The sequence below is a fragment of the Bradyrhizobium sp. AZCC 2289 genome (assembly GCF_036924615.1).
In the GTDB taxonomy this organism is placed as follows: domain Bacteria; phylum Pseudomonadota; class Alphaproteobacteria; order Rhizobiales; family Xanthobacteraceae; genus Bradyrhizobium.
The window spans coordinates 1,378,003-1,393,893 of sequence record NZ_JAZHRY010000001.1; the positions used below are offsets into that span (position 1 = coordinate 1,378,003).

Annotated in this window: 12 protein-coding genes; 7 read left to right on the forward strand and 5 right to left on the reverse strand. The window is 59.1% G+C overall.

What is annotated here, in order from left to right; translation table 11 throughout:
* Positions 1-67: 67 nt before the first annotated feature.
* The 3 genes from V1289_RS06885 to V1289_RS06895 all read right to left on the reverse strand — a co-directional run bounded on the left by V1289_RS06885 (position 68) and on the right by V1289_RS06895 (position 7,479).
* On the reverse strand, positions 68-2,002 hold the full coding sequence (locus V1289_RS06885) for a hypothetical protein (protein WP_334396229.1): 1,935 nt from the start codon (positions 2,000-2,002) through the stop codon (positions 68-70).
* Positions 1,989-6,572: an HTH domain-containing protein gene (locus V1289_RS06890; protein WP_334396230.1), complete on the reverse strand. Its 4,584-nt coding sequence runs from the start codon at positions 6,570-6,572 to the stop codon at positions 1,989-1,991. The genes V1289_RS06885 and V1289_RS06890 overlap by 14 nt, the downstream gene beginning before the upstream one ends.
* Before the next feature lie 610 nt (positions 6,573-7,182).
* Positions 7,183-7,479 carry an SDR family NAD(P)-dependent oxidoreductase gene (locus V1289_RS06895; RefSeq protein WP_334396231.1) on the reverse strand — a complete coding sequence of 99 codons (297 nt, stop codon included), beginning with the start codon at positions 7,477-7,479 and terminating at the stop codon, positions 7,183-7,185.
* 171 nt (positions 7,480-7,650) lie between these two features.
* Here V1289_RS06895 and V1289_RS06900 point away from each other — a divergent pair, with 171 nt between their 5' ends.
* The 7 genes from V1289_RS06900 (at position 7,651) to V1289_RS06930 (ending at position 14,411) form a co-directional block, all read left to right on the forward strand.
* On the forward strand, positions 7,651-8,382 hold the full coding sequence (locus tag V1289_RS06900; protein WP_334407313.1) for a GntR family transcriptional regulator: 732 nt from the start codon (positions 7,651-7,653) through the stop codon (positions 8,380-8,382).
* 161 nt (positions 8,383-8,543) lie between these two features.
* Entirely contained in the window at positions 8,544-9,548 is a 1,005-nt protein-coding gene (locus tag V1289_RS06905) for a TRAP transporter substrate-binding protein (protein WP_334396232.1), read from the forward strand.
* Between the two features lie 23 nt (positions 9,549-9,571).
* Positions 9,572-10,081: a TRAP transporter small permease gene (locus tag V1289_RS06910; RefSeq protein ID WP_334396233.1), complete on the forward strand. Its 510-nt coding sequence runs from the start codon at positions 9,572-9,574 to the stop codon at positions 10,079-10,081.
* 15 nt (positions 10,082-10,096) lie between these two features.
* The gene (locus V1289_RS06915; protein WP_334396235.1) at positions 10,097-11,386 is read left to right on the forward strand and encodes a TRAP transporter large permease; all 1,290 of its coding nucleotides are present in this window, start codon (positions 10,097-10,099) and stop codon (positions 11,384-11,386) included.
* Between the two features lie 93 nt (positions 11,387-11,479).
* Positions 11,480-12,166, forward strand: a complete 687-nt coding sequence (locus V1289_RS06920) for a cyclase family protein (protein WP_334396236.1) — start codon at positions 11,480-11,482, stop codon at positions 12,164-12,166.
* Positions 12,167-12,197: 31 nt separating this feature from the next.
* Positions 12,198-13,208 (forward strand): Bug family tripartite tricarboxylate transporter substrate binding protein, encoded by a 1,011-nt coding sequence (locus tag V1289_RS06925; RefSeq protein ID WP_334396237.1) that lies wholly within the window; start codon positions 12,198-12,200, stop codon positions 13,206-13,208.
* Positions 13,209-13,310: 102 nt separating this feature from the next.
* Positions 13,311-14,411, forward strand: coding sequence for an amidohydrolase family protein (locus V1289_RS06930; protein ID WP_334396238.1), 1,101 nt, complete (start codon positions 13,311-13,313; stop codon positions 14,409-14,411).
* A 62-nt stretch (positions 14,412-14,473) separates the two neighbouring features.
* Here the strand turns inward: V1289_RS06930 and V1289_RS06935 are convergent, their stop codons facing one another.
* Positions 14,474-14,728 carry a hypothetical protein gene (locus V1289_RS06935; protein ID WP_334396239.1) on the reverse strand — a complete coding sequence of 85 codons (255 nt, stop codon included), beginning with the start codon at positions 14,726-14,728 and terminating at the stop codon, positions 14,474-14,476.
* 153 nt (positions 14,729-14,881) lie between these two features.
* Entirely contained in the window at positions 14,882-15,628 is a 747-nt protein-coding gene (locus V1289_RS06940) for a Crp/Fnr family transcriptional regulator (RefSeq protein ID WP_309185106.1), read from the reverse strand.
* Between the last annotated feature and the right edge of the window lie 263 nt (positions 15,629-15,891).

Sequence of the window (15,891 nt, forward strand, 5' to 3'; positions counted from 1 at the left end):
CCAGGTGCGGCGAGTTTTCGTTAATGTAATTTCTAACACTCTGACCGAAAGGCACCTGATAAAACCCCTAAGATGCCGAGATTGCCGGAATGCCAACTCGCGCGGTTGCGATAGCGCGGCCCAAAAGTGGGCTGAGGTCTTCATCAATGGATTGCAAGACTCGGAAAATATCCAGGGCTTCCGGCAACGACCTAGCAGGTGCAACGAACGCAAGATTTTCCAAACGACGCGCAAGCGTCGCGAGCGCTTCTTTGCGATCGGCCATGGCAGCGGCACACTCGACGATCACCGAAGCCGTCGGCAACAAACGGTCAACATCTTGGGTGGCAACGAGCCGTTCAATGGAAACAACTGCCACCGTATCGGCCAGTTCAGCGTCGCGATTGCGTGCGGCAATGAAGGCTGCGAGGTCCAACGCAGCTTGAGCGTACTCCGGAGGGGTAGCTGCGACCTCCGAGCGAAGCGATTGCACAACCTTCAATGCCGATTCGCGCGCATCGGGGTGAAATCCAAAGGCATAGACCACCTGCATGAAGGTCAGAAAATTTTCGACTGTCGATTCACGTCTTAGTTTTTCATACATTTCGCCGACGAGGGTATCAGCAGCCGGCCGCTCGATTGGTGTCACCAACCCTCCTTGAAGCATCGCTGGAAAGGCATGGGCTATCGGCGGTGCACTGGCGATCACCCAAGGCTGGGCGTCGTCGAGCTTCTTGCGCCAGCTTGGCGGGGCGGCGTCGCCAAGCCGCTGGACAGATCCGAGAAGGCGTCCGTAAATGTCCGCCACAAGAAAATTTGGGCTTATCCAATCCGGACGCCAGCGAGGTTCGACATACGCGTCGTTGAGAACCGAGAGGTAGAAGGTTTTTCCCGCTAGGCGCATCGCCCAAGTCAAGAGCGAGGACTCGTCGTCACTCCCAGGCCCCAGGATTCGCGTAACAAGCGACGCGTGGGATGCGGCTGCGAGCCTACGCCAAAAGACTGGCTGTTTTCGGAGCGTCTCATGCTCGGCAAGATGGGCGCCCGCGATAACAAACGTGGTTGCGAAGACCGTGAGTTCGCTGCGAAGGCGTTGGGGATCACTCAAGAGCCTAACGAGGATCGCGTCGCCCAAATCAACGAAGCGCTCATCGGCCACAACGCGATCCGAGCAAAGATCGAATGCGCCCGAGAGAGCGAAAGGATCTGCGTAGTCCAGGAGACGGCGTAGCGACGCCATCATGGTCTCAGGATCAATTTGGCGCATGGCCTCTAGCGGAACAAGTTCCGGCCCACCAAAGGTCAGCGAAAGCACATCGATGGCAACGCCCGCGTCAAGGGCGATCCGCGCCGCGCGTTCGGCGGCAAGTTCCTGCCCAATAAATTCTGGCAAAGTTTTGGAGTTGAGGTGCCTTGCCGTGATGTTTTCCCAATGCGCGATTTCCGAAGGGATGAAATCGGCTTTGGAGAGCGTTCCTTTGTTGGCGACTTCGCGTAATGTATCTGCAAAGCTCTCTGGTGAACCTAACAGGATGGTGGTGGCTGCAAAGAAATCGCTGTGAGAAAACTCTGGCTTGCTTATGATCGCCTTAAACTCCTTGCGCGCCTGCACCGTAAGCGTGTTGTTCTTCAAGACAATGCCTGCTGCCATCCGCCGCTTTTCGACGGCGGTCGAATGAAGGGCACCCTGAGGAAACCGGACGCGATGCGTCCCGTACGTCAAAAACGCACTTTCCTCTTCGATCTCCACCTGCATTTCACGCTTGATGCCACTGATATCAATGATCTCTGATACCGACTGACCGTCCGCCGCTTTTTGGAACGCGGAAAACAGAATTCCGCGATCGATCGTTATATCGTTCGGCAGTTTGATCGGATGGGAAAGGTCAATTCCAGCCCGCGCTGCCACGATGCCGTCCGAGAGGACGTCGCTCTGGAGCTCGGGAGCCATGCGGCGAAGAGCGAAGACGACCTTGAGCCGCGCAAGCTCCTCAGGCGTGATTTCTGGTTCAGTCTTCGTCATCTTCATCCCACGACATTAATGCGAAGTTTCGCAAGTATTCCACCACCTGCTGGTAGGTTTCTGGCGACAAGGAACGGAGCTCAGACATCATGATATCATCAATCCATTTCTGATAGGCGCGAAGCTTGGCACGGTCTGATATTTCGACTGGCAATGCAAACCCAGCAACTAAAGCGCGGCGAACCGCCGCGATCCAATTCGGTGGCGGATTTCCGTTCCAGCGACCACACCAATCGTCTGGCATGGGTCGAATGTCGAATATTGCCGAAGCCATCGCCCGCGCTCGTTCTTCGTCAGGCTCGTCGTTCCAAATCTGCATGATGGCGCCCTTAACCGCCTGCACGTAGCTCATGAACCAGCGCATTTCGCTGGGGAACTGGGGCATCTCGGACAGCCGCGCGAGATCGAAGCCGTCGCGGATCGCACGAAATTCGGGCGCTTCATTTTGTCGATTGCGCTTGGCCGCTGCGGAGAGTTCGCTTGCGTCGGCCGGAACCAGCATAGCTCCGCCGATCCTGAGGCGATACCGCAGTGCGCGATATTGATCCTGCACTAGCGCGCCGCGCGTAAGAAGCTCTTCGAGAATATCGAGGGTGCTCAGCATGCGGGCACGGTGGCCGGTTTCATCGGCCGCAAACGGTTCCTTGTTCAGAGCGCGGTCGTCAAAGACCACGGCCTCGACACCTTTGAGATTGGTGAGAAGATTCAGGGTTGATTGCATCCCGTCCGGGTCGTTCTCGCCGGTGTCCGCGCGCCTCGGGCCGAATATGACATGGCCCGCGGCGTTGGCTCGCCGGACCGCAATGCGGATGTCGTCGATGACTCGCAAGACTTCGCTTACGTTTTGATCATGCTCGATGAGAACGTTCGCCTCTTCTTCGGTGGAAACATGAATGTAAACCGTCCGAAACGTCCGAAGAAGAGATTGCAAAAGGCCGGTATGCTGCAAATAAGTGAGCGAAAGGCCGTCCACCAAGACCGGGCGGCCGGGTTCTGGCACGGCGGATGCGGGCCATCCCCTATCTTGCACGTCGAAGTACCGTTTGGCTGATTTTTCAGTTTCCTCGTCAATCGCGTTCAGGTCGACAAGCGCTTTGAGAAGCCCGTGCATGTCGCAGAGACGCTCGCTATAGCCGGTCATGTCGGCTTCGCCGCGTTCGTCCAGCCCAATCCGGTTTACCGGGGCGGAGCGAACAACAAGCCCATTGGCCGTTTTGGCTTCGCGTAGCAAGGCGCTCAGTTCAATGCCTACCTCGGTCGATAGCGGATCACGGCCAAGGCTTGGCGTCCGCAACACCTTCAACTGGCCTTTTGCGATGGCGTCGCGAATTTCAATCGCCTTGCGAAGTCGCGTCCGCTGCGCTTGGCGAATGCGCCTGCGGCCCTCAAAAAGCTCAGTCAGCACACCGGCTGGCACAACAATCTTCGGAAATGCATCGAAGACCTTGGGTAGAAGACCGAGCCAGCCCAAGACAAGAAAGGCCGTGATATCTAGCGCCAGGGACGCCGGCGTCCCAACCGGCGCAGGCAATCGCCTGCCAGTGAATAGCGGGATTGCCGCGCGTCGTCGGCCATCGACAAGCTTTGAATTACGAATGAGATTCCGAAGGATAATGTCCACAATCGTGGTGCGGAGGCCGGGGCCCGCCACCGCTAGCGGAAGATCGCCACGTGTCATGTTTTCGGTAACGTTTCGCGTATGTTCGTTCCATTCAGTTTGCTGCGATAGAAGCTCCTTCATCTCGAAAGTTTGGACGGGGCCGTCGGGCCCTGAGAGGGCGAGCGCTTTCCGGAACCATTCATGTGCTTCAGGCCGCTCTTCTTCGAGACCTTCTTCGACGAAAAGAGAATAAGCGCCCAACAGAACGTTGGGATCGTTCTCGCCCTTGGCGAGCGCGGCAGCAATGAGGTCCATAAGCGGGCCTTGTCCAGAGGCCTGCGCAAGGTGGGCGGCACGAATCAGGCTGAGGCCGTCGAGGTTCCGCGCCGGTTCGAGCGCGGCCGCGAGCGGTGCTGCCAGCGTTTCCCACTCGCCTGTTTCAAGTGCAATGGCCGATTCGAACTGAAGGTCGCGGCAGGCCGGATATTTTCTTTCGACCTGTTCGGCGATTTCCTTGGCCTCGCGCAGGCGGCCGAGCCTGAATAGCTGCCAGCCGTAGTTGCGCAGAAAGTTGACATCATAGTCTTTCAATGCGGGATGAGCAGCTATGAGCCGAACGAGATTATCGCCATCCCCTGCGCGGATTGACGCTTGGGCAGCAAGTGCAATGTCCTGCCGGTCTTTGGTTTCTGCGAAGAGGAGTTCAGCGTATTTGGCGATACCGATGTGATCCTGCTTTCGAACCAGTGCGTTTACAAGCGCGCGCAAGGCGTCGGCTGTCTTCTCGCTTTCATACAAGCGTAAATGCTCGGCGACGGGATCCGCCCCTTCCGCTTTCGCAATCTCCGTACGAAGACCAGCGACCTGGCCCGCATCGAACAGGCTGAGGTTATTTTCGAAGATGATCTTGGCCGAGGTGGCGTCACCGCTTTTCGCTAACGCCTGAATTTCCAGCGAGAGAATGCCGTTCTTTCCAAACGATGCCTCAGCTTGTTGGCGCTTGGTAGCGATAAAAGATGCAAGGCCTGCCGCATCGTCTTTATGCAAGCGAATGGCGAGCGCTGCGCGCAACTCCTCATCAGAAAGTCCGCCGAACGATTCTCGTCGCTGCAAATAGGCTTCGAGACTGGCGGGCTTGTAGTCTCGGAGGTAGGCGAGCGCATATTGTACCAGCAATACCGCCAGCGCATTGTCCTCCATGTCGCGGCGGAGCTGCGCAAGGGCAGCTTGCTTGCGTGTAGGGTGCAGCAATTCACACCAGATGATGTAGGACTCAATGATGCGCGGCGCGCGACGTAAGCCGAGAGTCGACGCCAACGGCAGGGCTTGTCGTAGATCATTGATCGCGTCATTAAGGGCGGCCGAAAGTTCTGAATCGCCAACGATGGGTCTGGCATTACGCACATCCATCGGTAAGCCGCTTAACGCGGTTGCTTGCTCTGGCACCGGGAGCAAGCGCGCAAATCTCATCGCGCCACGTAGAAAATAAAGATACGGCGCCTGCGCCAATTGATCGGATGTCGCCTGCAAGAGCACGCGGCTCACAGCCTCAAGATCGCTACGTCGCAGATAGAGCTGGCACAGAGTGAGGACGCCGAATGCCGTAAGCCGCGCAGGCGAAAGTCCGTTCTCGGAGAACCACCCCAAGGCTTCGTCGTCGCTGCGCTCGACAGCAAGAATACTGAGAAGGACCGAGCGGGCATCATCGCTCGGCGCGTCGCGCAATATCTGAATGGCATCATCGGTTCGACCTTCCGCGACGGCTATCCGTCCGCGTGCCGGTGCATCCGAAACGGAGCCGGAGAGCCCTTGACCGACAGCAAGGAAGCGCTGAGCCTCCTGGAGGTGGCCACGGATCGCGGCGGACCGCGTGGCTCGGAACAAGATTGCCCGCCGCAAATCGGGCGACAAGGACGCGCCGGCGGGATCCAGGACTTCGATCGCGAGCGGCACGAATTCATCCATGTTGTGTAGCTCGGGGAAAATCGAGCGTTGGAGGGCACGCTCATAGCGGCTCGTAAAGTCCCGCTCTAGCGCGTCGGCGACGGCTGCTTGAGGCAATGCAGCGTTCTCGGGCGACGCTTGATGACGCGTGAACGCTTCATCAGGACCAAGTTTGGCCTCAGTGCGATCTTTGGCAGGATCAAAAGTTTCTCTTTTGGACTGATGAGCCTGAAGCCGGACGTTAGGAGAGTGAAAATTGAAACTAACGCTGACCGACGGTTGTTGGATCGAACCGATTATCTGCCATCCGCCCGGTGGCGATAACGCATCAAGAACCTCCTGGATCAAGCTGAGGGTGCGTTTAACTCGCACATCTGGTTCTGTCGGTTTTGACAGATCGATGTGATTAGCGTCGATCCCAATAGCGGTAACGCCCGCGATTGCTGGGTCGGAAGAACTCTCGTCGACGACCCAAATTCCACTCGTTTTCAGCGTTTCGAAGAATACGCGCAACCTCCAGCCGAATTTCCCGGCCGATTGGCGAAACCACTGGCCCAACTGTCTTGCAGTAGGTTGATTTTGGCGAAGTTCAGATAGCGCTCGACTGCCCCTGTAGACGATATCTAAGGCCGCGACGTATTGAGCAATGGCAGACCCATTCTGAGGCGTGCCAAGAAACACGAAACCAGCGATGCGATCGGCGAACAAGCGATACTCAGGTGCCGTGTCGAGAGCGGCCCTGACCATTTCCTTGGCAACGAGCCCGCCATAGCTGTGGCAGATAACTATGATTTTCGTGTTTGAGATAAGTTCGGAGCTGACGGTAGCGAGAACATTCACTGCGCGATCGTAGAGCGGCATAGCGCCACCAAACCACCAGCTGGATCGGATGCGATATTCCAGAGACCAGATGCGGGTGTTCGGGAACTTCTCTGCTATCCATGTGGACCAGGATGGCTCGCTGTTAAACCCCCAGGTCCTATAAGCATCTCCGTCAAGCCCATGCATAAAGACGACGTCAATCACAGGTTGCTCGCCCTCCCTGATCAAGTGAAGGCGAGTTAACGGGGCTTTCTTATCTAGTCGGAATAGCTTGAGCATGAAGATATTGGCTGCCGTACCCCGAGTATAGCAACGACAAGTCGCTTTCTTTGCTAGGAAAAATGCGCCTTTGGGACTGTTTTCCACCTTTATGGAATGATGCGCAAAAGCCAGAATGCGCAGGCATTTCTCGAATTATAGGCCGGATCTTTAGGCGCTTTCGCAATTCCCGCTCGTCGGAAAGGAAGCGACTCCGGAGGGTCCTGTTATTGCCCCAACTCGCAGACTACATTGCGGAGCGAGTGGAATTCGAACTCCTGGCAGGGTCGGGCGGCAGTCGTGATCGAACCAGTCTCCGCCGATAGTCTCCGCAAAACGGGAATATTCGCGGAAACGGCCGGAGACTTTCCGGGATTTCCGCCTGAAGTTCGGCAAAGCGGGAGTCCGGAGACCAAAGCGAATGGGCAAAAAGCCCGGATTTTCCGGCCCATTCTCGGGTCTCTAGGCAATTCTCTCCGAAGGCCAGAATGCGTGGCTGGGGCGGGAGGATTCGAACCTCAAGATGGCGAATTGGAAATCAGCCGCTCTCGCCTGTTCAACCCCGGCGTCGTGACGGCGATATCCAGGCGCGGAAACGCTCGGCTGCCTTGGCCGCAAGTGCTGCGACATCGGCGCTGTCAGCCGCGTCGCAACGAGCCGGTATCGCCGATCCGCCTTGCGCGCGGATCGCTGCGGCGATGGCTTCCGCGCCTTCGCCGGTGCGATCGGCACACATCACGCTCGCGCCAAGGGACGCCAGCGCCTCCGCCGACGACTTGCCGGTGCCGGAGGCCGCTCCGAGCACGACTGCCGTCTTGCCGGTGAGATCGAAAAGCTTGCGATAGTCGGTCAAGACAGAATCTCCATTGCGGAATGAGCGTCCAGCCAAAGGCCTGCACCGCGAGGCATGCGTCGCCGCCGCTTTTTGCACCGCCGAAGCGGCAATTTGCGAACAGATTGGCCAATTTTATCTTGGTCTGGACCAATTCGTATACTAATATATCAATTGAACAGGCAAGCGAGCATGCCCGCACGCGCGAAGAAGAAGAGCGAGAACTCGGTCCGTGCCGTCGGCCATCGCCGGGCGGGCCGCCCGCGTGCCGCGACCGCCGCGTCGCGAATCTATTCGGATCTTCGCGCCGAGCTGGTGTCATTGCAGCGCCGTCCTGGCGAGGCGATCTCGGAGGCCGAAATCGCGCTTTCCTACGGCGTCAGCCGGACGCCGGTTCGCGAGGCGATCCTGAAATTATCTGATGAAGGTCTCGTCGAGATATTTCCGCAATCGGGCATCTTCGTCGCCCGCATACCGCTGGCTGCGCTCCCAGAAGCCATCATCATCCGCAAGGCGCTCGAGGAAACCACCGCGCGATTGGCGGCTGAACGGGCTACTTCGAGCCAGATCCTCAACCTGCATTCGATCCTGGAACGCCAGCGCGAGGCCAACGCCGCCAGAGACGGCGACACCTTCCATCGCGCGGATGAAATGTTTCACGCGATGATCGCTGAAGTTGCTGGATATCCCGGAATTTGGACGTTGATCCTTAAGGTGAAGGTGCACGTTGATCGCTACCGTCTGCTGACGCTACCGCAGCAGGGACGTATCCCGCGGGTCATCGCAGAGCATCAGGCCATCCTGGACGCGATCGAGGCGCATGATCCCTCGCGCGCCCGGATGGCGATGGAGATCCATCTCGAAAATCTTCTCGACAACATCGCTGTTACTCAAAACTTCAATCCAGAGTTTTTCGACAAGTGAGCAGATAACGCAAACCAAACGCGCAGGTGCGACGGAGGCCATGCTAACCAAAGCGGAAACGTCAAGAAGTTCCGCAAGATCGTCGACAAATATCGCAGGACATACGTCTCCGCCGGAGATCCGGTGGAGGAAAAACAAGCAACACACCTGGGAGGATTCCGATGAAGCGTCGCGATTTCATAAAGCTGAGTGCCGGTATTGGAGCGGCGGGCTTGACGATGGGCCTTCCGGCCCTGACGCCGGCCCGCGCGCAGGCGAAAGCGGCCTTCAAGGCGTCCGACGTTCAGCCGCCAGGTTACCCGACCGTGGCGGCGACGGAAAATCTGGGAAAGAAGCTCGAGGCCGCCACCAACGGGCGGCTCTCGGTCCAGATGTTTCCATCCATGCAGCTCGGCGGCGAGAAGGAAACCATCGAACAGACCCAGATCGGCGCGATCCAGATGCTGCGCGTCAGCGTGGGATCCATGGGTCCCATCGTCGACGACATTAATGTCGTCAATATGCCGTTCCTGTTCAAGAATACGGCGCACGCGCAGCGAATGATGGACGGGCCAATCGGGCAGGAACTGCTCGACAATATCACGGCCAGTCCCAATGCCGGACTGGTCGCATTGTGCTGGATGGATTCCGGAGCGCGCAGCCTTTACAACACCAAGAGACCTATCAAAACGATCGAAGACCTCAAGGGCCTGAAATTCCGCGTCATCGGCAACCCGATCTTCGTCGATATGATGAACGCCCTTGGCGGCAATGGCGTCGCGATGGGCTACGACCAGGTCTTCAGCGCGCTGCAGACCGGCGTCATTGACGGCGCCGAGAACAATCCACCGAGCTACGTCTTCAGCAATCATTACACGGCGGCAAAATATTACTCGCTCACCGAGCACCTGATCATTCCCGAAGTGCTGGTGTTCTCCAAGAAGGCCTGGACCTCGCTTTCGAACGACGATCAGGCCCTGATCAAGAAATTTGCCCGCGAGGCGCAGCTGGAGGAACGCGAGCTCTGGAAAAAATACGAGACGCAGGCGATGGAGAAGGCAAAGGCCGCGGGCTGCGAGATCGTCGAGATCGCCGACAAGGCCACGTTCCAGAACGCGGTCAAACCGGTGTGGGACAAATATGGTCCGAAATACCAGGACATGATCAAGCGCATCCAGGCAGTTTGATCGAGCGCTTCAGGGAGGCGGGAATGGCCGGGTTTCGCCGCGCGATGGACTATCTGTACTTGCTGTGCGTCGGCATCGGCTGCACCGCGCTGGTTTTGATTTCGGCGATCATTCCCTGGGCGGTGTTCACCCGCTACGTGCTCAACCGCGCCGCATCCTGGCCCGAGCCGCTTGCGGTTCTCCTGACGATCGTCGTGACCTTCATCGGCGCGGCGGCCGGATACCGACTCAACCTGCACATGAATGTCGGCTACTTCGCCGACAAGCTGCCGGAAACAGGCCGTCGCCTGCTCGAGCTCCTCGTTCAACTCCTGATGGCACTGATCGCGATCTTCATGATCGTCTGGGGCAGCCGGCTGGTAGAGGTGACCTGGTACAACACCATCGCGGATTTTCCGTTCCTGTCGGTCGGCGTTACGTACCTGCCGACTCCAATCGGCGGGGTTTGCCTTTTGCTCTTCATCATCGAGCGCATTTTCCTTGGCATCCCGCCGGATCCGATCGCTCAACACCGGGAAGTCGCGGTCGACTGACCCGGAGGAGCCATCATGGATATTTTCATTCTGCTCACGACGATGCTGGTTTGCTTTCTGATCGGCATGCCAATCGCCTATTCGCTGGCGCTGGCGGCGATCGCCGGAGCTTTCTCGATCGGCATTCCACTGGAAGCGGTGATGCTGAAGATCTCCGACGGCGTCAGCAAGGTGGCGATGCTGACGATTCCATTTTTCGTGCTGGCGGGCGCCATCATGGCCGAAGGCGGCATGGCGCGGCGGCTGGTCGCGTTTGCCGACGTGCTGGTCGGATTGACGCGGCTGCGCGGCGGCCTCTCCATCGTCAACGTGCTGGCGACGACCTTCCTGAGCGGCATTTCCGGCTCAGCGGTCGCCGATACCTCGGCCATCGGCTCGGTGATGATCCCGCAAATGGAAAGGGTCGGTTATCCCAGGGTGTTCGCGACCAACCTGACGATTACCGCTTCGGTTCAGGCATTGCTGGTTCCGCCAAGCCACAATGCGGTGCTGTACTCGCTCGCCACCGGCGGCACGATCTCGATCAGCGCCCTGTTCATGGCCGGCGTCTTCCCGGGTCTTTTGCTCGGCTTCTCCCTGATCATTCTTTGTCTCGTCATCGCATACCGGAACGATCATCCGCGCGGCCAGACCGTGCCGGCAAAGGACGCGATCCGGATCGTCATCGACGCTGCCTGGGGTTTGGTGACGCTGGTCATCATTCTCGGCGGCATTCTGGGCGGGATCTTCACGGCCATTGAAGCCGGGGCCGTCGCCTGCATCTGGGCGTTCTTCGTGACCATGTTCATCTATCGCGACTATCGCTGGCGCGACCTGCCCGTGCTGCTGCACCGGACCCTGCGCACGGTCGCGATGGTGCTGACGCTGATCGCCTGTGCCTCAAGCGTCGGCTACATCATGGCGCTGACACAGATGCCCGCCAAGATGACGGCATTCTTTCTGTCGATCTCCAGCAACAAATACGTCATCCTGTTTCTGATCAACATCCTCCTGCTGGTGCTCGGCACCCTCGTCGACATGGCGCCATCGATCCTGATCGCGACGCCGATCCTGCTGCCGGTAATGGCGAACTTCGGCGTCGATCCCGTCCATTTCGGCATGATCATGCTGCTCAACCTCGGCATCGGACTGTGCCACCCGCCGGTCGGAGCCATCCTGTTCGTCGGCTGCGCGGTCGACAAGGTCACAATCGAGCAGGTGATGCGGAAGATATGGCCGTTTTACGCGGTGATGTTCTTCGTCTTGATGTGTGTGACCTATTTGCCGGAAATATCGCTTTGGCTGCCCCGGCACGTCATGCGGTAGAGACCCGACTGTCTTGCGAAAGCTAAGGAAAAGCGCCAGCATCGCCGGCCAGAAGCGCATCCGCGCCAGCTCCGCCAAGAAAGGGCACCTGCCGTGAAGATCGTCGATCTCAGCCGTGAACTCTATCACCGCACCCCGAGCTATCCGGGCCATCCCCCTGTCATGCACGGCATGTGGAAGAACCACGAGGAAGCGCTCGCCGAATCCAAGAACGTCTACGGGCTTTCGTCGATGTTCATCTCGATGCCCGACCATGCCGGCACCCACATCGATGCGCCCAGGCATTTTGGCAAGAGCGGCATCCCGATCAACGAATACCCACTGGAAAAATGTATCGTGCCGGGCATCTGCGTCGACCTGCGCCACATCGCGCCACGCGCCGAGATCACGCCCTCCGATCTCAAAGCGGCGGTGAAGAAGGCGGGAGTGCCGGTGCCGAAGGCAGGCACTGTGCTGCTCTGCACCGGCCACCATGAGCGAACCTTCCCTCGCAAGGAATATTCGACCGACAATTCCGGCGTGAATGTCGCCGCTACCGAGTGGCTGGCCGGGCAAGGCGTCGTGCATTTCGGCATCGATTCGATGCGGCCAGGGCCCGACAGCGACGTGAACCTGCTCGTTCACAAGGCTTGCCTCGACCTGGATATCACCCACATAGAAAGCCTGTGCAATCTCGAAGCGCTGCTCGGCAAGGGCCAGTTCACCTTCATCGGCCTGCCGATGAAGTGGCGAGAGGGCACGGCTTCCCCGATCCGCGCCGTGGCGGTATTTGACATATGAAGTTGTCGCGACACGGGTCGGGAGAAACCTAATGCTTGATGAAATATCCAATCGCCTGTCGCGCCGCGAGATGCTGCGGGCCACCGGCCTCCTGGCCGGCGCGGTTGCCGCCTCCAGCCTCGGACCGGCGCCCGCGAGGGCGGCGGGCTATCCCGAGCGCCCGATCAAGATCATTGTGCCGTTTGCGCCGGCCGGACCCACCGACATCATGGCGCGTATTCTAGGCCAGCATCTCGGCGATGCGCTGGGCGGCACGGCCGTTGTCGAGAACAAGCCCGGCGCCGGCGGCAATATCGGGATCGGCACCACGGCTCACGCCGAGCCGGACGGCTATACGCTGTTGATCACCTCGAGCGCGTACGTCGTCAATCCCGGCCTGTACGCAAGGATCCCTTACGATCCCTACAAGGATTTCGCGCCGATCGCCGAGCTTGGCACCTCGCCCAACGTGATTCTGGTCGATCCCAAACTCGGCGTGAATTCGATTGCCGACTTGATCAAGCGTGCCAAGGCCAATCCGAACGAACTCAACTATGCCAGTCCAGGGATCGGGACGACACCGCATCTTTCGGGCGAGTTGCTCAAGATCGTCTGCGGGATCGAGATAACCCATGTGCCGTACTCTGGCGCGGGTCCGGCGATCCAGGCGATCCTCAGCGGTACCACGGAGGTCGCCTGCGCCGCCCTGCCGCCGGCACACCCGCATATCGAATCCGGTGCGCTGAAGGCACTGGCCGTGACCGGCGCGCACCGCTGGTTCGACCTGCCCGATGTGCCGACGATGATCGAACTCGGCTACAAGGATTTCATTTCCGACACCTTCCAGGGCTTTCTGGCGCCGGTGAAGACGCCCGCAGCCATTGTCGAGCTGCTGTCGAACAAATCGATCGAAATTCTAAAGACGCCGAAGATCGCCGAGCAGTTGCGCAACAACGGCTTCGAGGTGATCGCCAATGGACCGGACGGCATGCGCAAGCGCATCGAGGACGAAGTGCCGAAATGGCGAGAAATCGTCGCCAGAGCCGGCATCAAGCCGGTTTAACCGGATCAAGATTGCGCGACACGTCCGACGTACCGTCTTGCCGGCCGCCTCTGGTATACCTTAGGTTGCTCCCATAAAAACAATGCCAGGGAGGCAATCGTCATGACTACACGCCGTAATTTCCTGAAAGCCGGCACAGCAGCGGCTGCCACCGGAATCGTCTTTTGTGGCTGCGGTTTGCTGCACAGCGCGCACGCCCAGCAACCGACCCGTCAGAAACTCCCCGTCAAGGTCGGCGGCAAGCAGGTCAAGACCATCGACATTCACGCGCATTGCCAGTTCCGCGAGGCTGGCGCGCTGCTCGGCGCCGATGGCCCCAAACTCCAGCTACCCCCGGTCAACGGCGCAGAGGAAGCCTTCCTCGAGATCGACAAGCGCCTCGCTGCCATGGATGCGCAGGCCGTCGATATGGAAGTGCTGTCGATCAATCCCTTCTGGTACGACCGCGAGCGTGATCTCGCCGGGCAGATCGTGAAGATCCAGAACGAAAAGCTGGCCGAACTCTGCGCCTCGAAGCCCGATCGGTTCGCAGCCTTCGCCTCGCTTACCCTGCAGGCCCCCGATCTCGCCGTGCAAGAACTCGAGACTGCGGTGAAAAAGCAGGGATTGAAGGGCGCCGCGATCGGCGATGTGGTGAACGGCGTCGAATTCTCCGATCCGAAGTTCTACCCGGTATGGGCCAAGGCTGAGGAACTCGGCGTGCCCCTGTTCATCCATCCGCAGGGCGTGCCTGAACTCAACAAGCGGCTTTCCGGCAACGGCTGGCTCGCCAATACGATCGGCAATCCCCTGGGCACGGCGATGGCGCTGTCGCACCTGATTTTCGAGGGAACGTTGGATCGCTTTCCCGGCCTTAAAGTGATTGGCGCGCATGGCGGCGGCTTCCTGCCGTCCTATGCTGACCGCTCGGACCATGCCTGTCTGGTTGGCCCGAAGGGCTGCAACCCCGACGTCAAGCTCAAGAAGCCGCCGACGGAATATCTCAAGCAGATCTATTTCGACTCGCTGATCTTCTCGCCCGAGGCGATCCGCCATCTGGTGACCCAGGTCGGCGCCAGCCAGATCGTGCTTGGCAGCGACTATCCCTATCCCTGGCAGTTACAGCCGGTCGACCACATCTTCGCCTCTACATCGCTCAGCGACGACAACAAGGCCGATATTCTCGGCCGAACCGCGGCAAAGCTGCTCAACTTCACGGCGTAGCGGGTAAGCGCGCTCTGGCGCCGCGTTCACGATCGAACGCGGCGCCAATCTCTTATCCGCAGTCAGTATAACCTGACGGTCCGGATTTCATTCGTCGGCTGGGCGAGCCGCGTCGGCGGCGCGAGGTCCGGCACAAAATCGGTGCCGACAAATTCGGCCTGGGCGGTTTCCGATATCCATTTCGACGCGTTCGGGTGGCTGACCGCCAAACCAATCAGCGCGATCACGACAAGGATGGGCAGAACGACGAATTTAATGTCCCAGCCACGATACGAGCTTTGGTCGTCGCGGGGTGGTCTGTCGAGCGAGCCGTGCATGGTGGCCTCCATATTGCGGGTGTGTTCCGCTGAGCATCAGCTACAGCAATGCACGCACAGCCGGTGTGAGTTGCCTCACACGTTCTCCTCGTTCACCTGTTCGTGAGATGATCCGCCGGCGTGCCGGCAAGCGAAGGCGCAATCGGTGGCGCGCTATTCGCCGTCGTCGCCCGGCCCGGAATCGACCAGCGCCTGCAGCGGCTCGGCCTTCAGCACGACGATGGCGCCATGTTCAAGCCGCACCCAGTCGCGCGCTGCCCAGGATCGCAGCTGCTTGTTGATGCTTTCCCGCGTCATGCCGACCATCTCGCTGATTTCCTGCTGGGTGATCGCGATGGTGCGGCCCTGCGGTTCAAGCTTGTGTTTTTCGGTGAGCCGAAGCAATGCGCTGGCCAGACGCCCCGGCAGGTTCTGGAGGATGACCTGTTCGACCTGGTCGCTGGTCCAGCGCAGCCGCGTGCACAACAATTCGATAAGCTTCATCGCCAGCGTCGGCTGGCTGCGCACAAAGGGAATGAATTCGCGGCGATCGATGATGAAGAGTTCGCAGTTGGTATTGGCGGTGCAATCGGCCGACCGCGGCTGCCCGTCGAGCAGCGCGATTTCACCGAAGATTTCGCCAGCCCCGATCAGGTTCAGGATAGCATTGCGGCCATCCGGTGAAGAGATGCTGATCTTCACGGTGCCGGAGATCACCGCAACCAGGCTGTTGCCCGGATCCCCCTTGGAAAAGATCGTGGCTCCCCGCTTCAGTGTCGTATGCTTGGCGTAGCGGCAGAGCTGATCGAATGCTTCGGGCTCAAGATCGGCGAAATACGGATGCTTGCGCAGGACGGACAATTTGCTGGATGCAACCGGCCGAGAGGCAGCAGCTTTTCCGTCCGCAGGCACGCCGGTCATGACCATCTGAAAATTGCCTATCATCGGCGCAAATTGGATGCAGGGGCGAGCCAGGAGCCCCAGTCCGCAGCGCTTGAGGAACTTATACCTTCGCAGGGGGCCCCCAGCAAGAAAGGCCTCGAACAAATCCCGGCCTTTCAATCGACTGCTCGCAAGAGGTGAGTACGATTGCTTTACAATTTTCGATAAGTGCGACGGGTTCCCGCGTGTCGGATCGTGTTCGGGCCATTTCAAATGAGCGGCGCCTGATGTGCCTGGTTTAG

What these genes read in the sequence shown, in the direction of transcription:
- V1289_RS06940 (WP_309185106.1), bottom strand. Translation starts at nt 15,628, where the DNA reads ATGACCGGCGTGCCTGCGGACGGAAAAGCTGCTGCCTCTCGGCCGGTT.
- V1289_RS06905 (WP_334396232.1), top strand. Translation starts at nt 8,544, where the DNA reads ATGAAGCGTCGCGATTTCATAAAGCTGAGTGCCGGTATTGGAGCGGCG.
- V1289_RS06900 (WP_334407313.1), top strand. Translation starts at nt 7,651, where the DNA reads ATGCCCGCACGCGCGAAGAAGAAGAGCGAGAACTCGGTCCGTGCCGTC.
- V1289_RS06910 (WP_334396233.1), top strand. Translation starts at nt 9,572, where the DNA reads ATGGCCGGGTTTCGCCGCGCGATGGACTATCTGTACTTGCTGTGCGTC.
- V1289_RS06935 (WP_334396239.1), bottom strand. Translation starts at nt 14,728, where the DNA reads ATGCACGGCTCGCTCGACAGACCACCCCGCGACGACCAAAGCTCGTAT.
- V1289_RS06885 (WP_334396229.1), bottom strand. Translation starts at nt 2,002, where the DNA reads ATGACGAAGACTGAACCAGAAATCACGCCTGAGGAGCTTGCGCGGCTC.
- V1289_RS06915 (WP_334396235.1), top strand. Translation starts at nt 10,097, where the DNA reads ATGGATATTTTCATTCTGCTCACGACGATGCTGGTTTGCTTTCTGATC.
- V1289_RS06925 (WP_334396237.1), top strand. Translation starts at nt 12,198, where the DNA reads ATGCTTGATGAAATATCCAATCGCCTGTCGCGCCGCGAGATGCTGCGG.
- V1289_RS06930 (WP_334396238.1), top strand. Translation starts at nt 13,311, where the DNA reads ATGACTACACGCCGTAATTTCCTGAAAGCCGGCACAGCAGCGGCTGCC.